The sequence below is a fragment of the Streptomyces sp. IBSBF 3136 genome, assembly GCF_036815105.1.
In the GTDB taxonomy this organism is placed as follows: domain Bacteria; phylum Actinomycetota; class Actinomycetes; order Streptomycetales; family Streptomycetaceae; genus Streptomyces.
Window position 1 is genome coordinate 1 of the sequence record NZ_JAJSZC010000423.1, and the last position, 2,511, is coordinate 2,511.

General features: G+C 72.9%; 2 protein-coding genes and 1 tRNA gene. 2 read left to right on the forward strand and 1 reads right to left on the reverse strand.

The genetic code is table 11. The annotated features are described in order from the left end of the window. Positions 1-277: 277 nt before the first annotated feature. A tRNA-Ala gene (locus V7E45_RS39810) sits at positions 278-350 on the reverse strand. A 182-nt stretch (positions 351-532) separates the two neighbouring features. Between V7E45_RS39810 and V7E45_RS39815 the strand changes: the two genes are divergently transcribed. Next, a complete protein-coding gene (locus V7E45_RS39815) occupies positions 533-1,081 on the forward strand; it encodes a helix-turn-helix domain-containing protein (protein WP_333779177.1) in 549 nt (182 codons plus the stop codon). Positions 1,082-1,209: 128 nt separating this feature from the next. Next, a partial coding sequence (locus V7E45_RS39820) for a serine/threonine-protein kinase (RefSeq protein WP_333779178.1) occupies positions 1,210-2,511 on the forward strand: 1,302 nt, incomplete at its 3' end.

Sequence of the window (2,511 nt, forward strand, 5' to 3'; positions counted from 1 at the left end):
CCCCCCCCCCCCCCCCCCCCCCCCCCCCCCCCCCCCCCCCCCCCCCCCCACGGCATGTTTCACGTGGAACCGGCCCGGCCCGGGCCGTCGATGAACCCGCTGCCCGCCCACCGGGCGCCGGACCCCATGGAGTTGGATCCCGGCGGCGTGCGCGACCGCCTGCGGACCGTTTTCCGGCCCGGCACGACCCGGCCCCGGCCCCGGCCCCGGCAACGGCACAGCACGCGAAAAGACCCCCTCTGACCGTATGCGTACAGGTCAGAGGGGGTCTGGTGTGTGGAGCCTAGGGGAGTCGAACCCCTGACATCCGCCATGCAAAGACGGCGCTCTACCAACTGAGCTAAGGCCCCCGGAGGGAAGCACCTACCGAAGATCTCACGATCCGGCGGGCGCCGCAGACCAGAGTACCGGGTCACCCCCCGTATCCCGCAAAAAGATTGGGGGTCCCCGTGGATGACCACTCTCCGTAAGATGCTCGACGTGGTTCGCTACAGCGAACCGCGGTTTTCAGGGGAAGCGATGGGGAGACGCAATGGACGCCGCACAGCAGGAAGCCACCGCCAGAGCGCGGGAGCTGCAGCGGAACTGGTACGGGGAGCCGTTGGGGGCGCTCTTCCGTAAGCTCATCGACGATCTCGGGCTGAACCAGGCCCGGCTCGCGGCGGTGCTGGGCCTGTCGGCCCCCATGCTGTCGCAGCTGATGAGCGGCCAGCGCGCGAAGATCGGCAATCCCGCCGTGGTCCAGCGGGTGCAACTGCTGCAGGAGCTGGCGGCACAGGTCGCGGACGGCAGTGTCAGCGCGGCGGAGGCCACCGACCGCATGGACGAGATCAAGAAGTCCCAGGGGGGCTCGGTGCTCAGCAACACCACACAGACGACGAGCAGTTCGGGTGCGCCGACGGTCAAGCGCGTGGTGCGCGAGATCCAGTCGCTGCTGCGCTCCGTGGCCGCCGCCGGTGACATCATCGACGCCGCCGACAGCCTCGCCCCGAGCCACCCCGAACTGGCCGAGTTCCTGCGGGTCTACGGCGCCGGCCGCACCTCGGACGCCGTCGCGCACTACCAGTCCCACCAGAACTGACCCCGCGGCCCGGTTGCCCGGAGGGGGTCCGGGAACCGGGCCACAGCGGCACGGCCCAGGGGGGCAGGACGGGAGCCGCGTGGGTAGGGGGAGTCCACAGGCCCTAGGGGGAGGAGCGGCGGACTGTCATGGGTGAGGTCTTCGCGGGCCGGTACGAGCTGGCCGACCCGATCGGACGCGGCGGCGCGGGCGCCGTCTGGCGTGCCTGGGACCACCGGCGCCGGCGCTATGTGGCGGCCAAGGTGCTCCAGCAGCGCGACGCCCACTCACTGCTGCGCTTCGTGCGGGAACAGGCGCTGCGCATCGACCATCCGCACGTCCTCGCCCCGGCCAGCTGGGCCGCCGACGACGACAAGGTCCTGTTCACGATGGACCTGGTCGGGGGCGGCTCGCTGGTCCACCTCGTCGGCGACTACGGGCCGCTGCCGCCCGTCTTCGTGTGCACCCTGCTCGACCAGCTGCTCTCGGGGCTCGCCGCGGTGCACGCGGAGGGAGTCGTGCACCGGGACATCAAGCCCGCCAACGTGCTGCTCGAAGCCACCGGCACCGGACGGCCCCGGCTGCGGCTCTCGGACTTCGGCATCGCCATGCGGTTCGGCGAGCCCCGCCTGACCGAGACCAACCTCGTCGTGGGCACGCCCGGCTATCTGGCGCCCGAGCAGATGCTGGGCTCCGAACCGGACTTCCCCGCCGACCTGTTCGCCGTGGGTCTGGTGGCCCTCTACCTGCTCGAAGGGGCCAAGCCGGACGCCAAGGCGCTCGTCCAGTACTTCACCGAGCACGGGACGCCCGGACCGCCCAAGGGGGTGCCGGAGCCGCTGTGGCAGGTGGTGGCCACCCTGCTCCAGCCCGATCCGGCCGTCCGGTTCCGCACCGCCACGGGTGCGCGCAAGGCGCTCGCCGCCGCCGCGGAACTGCTGCCGGAGCCAGGGCCCGACGACGAACTGATCGAGATCTTCGACCAGCTCGGCCCGCTGCCGCCCGGGTTCGGCCCCGACGGTCCGCTCAAGCGCGCCCCCGGCGTCCAGGTCCGGCCCGCGGGGACGGCCACCGGCACCGGCAGCGGAACCGGCACCGCCGACGGGACCGGCGGCGCGGCACGGCCGGAACCCTCCGGCGGCACCGTCGACCCCCGCCTCGACCGCCGCGCGGAGACCGACGGGCCGGAGCACTCCGCGCCCTCGCGCCCGCCCTCGTCGGCGTCCTCGGCGCCACCCCCCTCGCCGTCCTCGTCGGCGTCCGTGTCCATGTCGGACACCGGGAGCTTCCACCTCCCGCCGCCCGCCCAGCCGACGCCGAGCCCCCAGCCGTACGTCCCGGTCCGGGAGAGCCGGGGGCCGCCGCACGGGGACCGGCCCGGACACCGGCCCGATCCGCCCCTGTCTCTTATAAACATATCCGAGCCCACGAGACACTTGTTATCATCTCGT

What these genes read in the sequence shown, in the direction of transcription:
- V7E45_RS39815 (WP_333779177.1), top strand. Translation starts at nt 533, where the DNA reads ATGGACGCCGCACAGCAGGAAGCCACCGCCAGAGCGCGGGAGCTGCAG.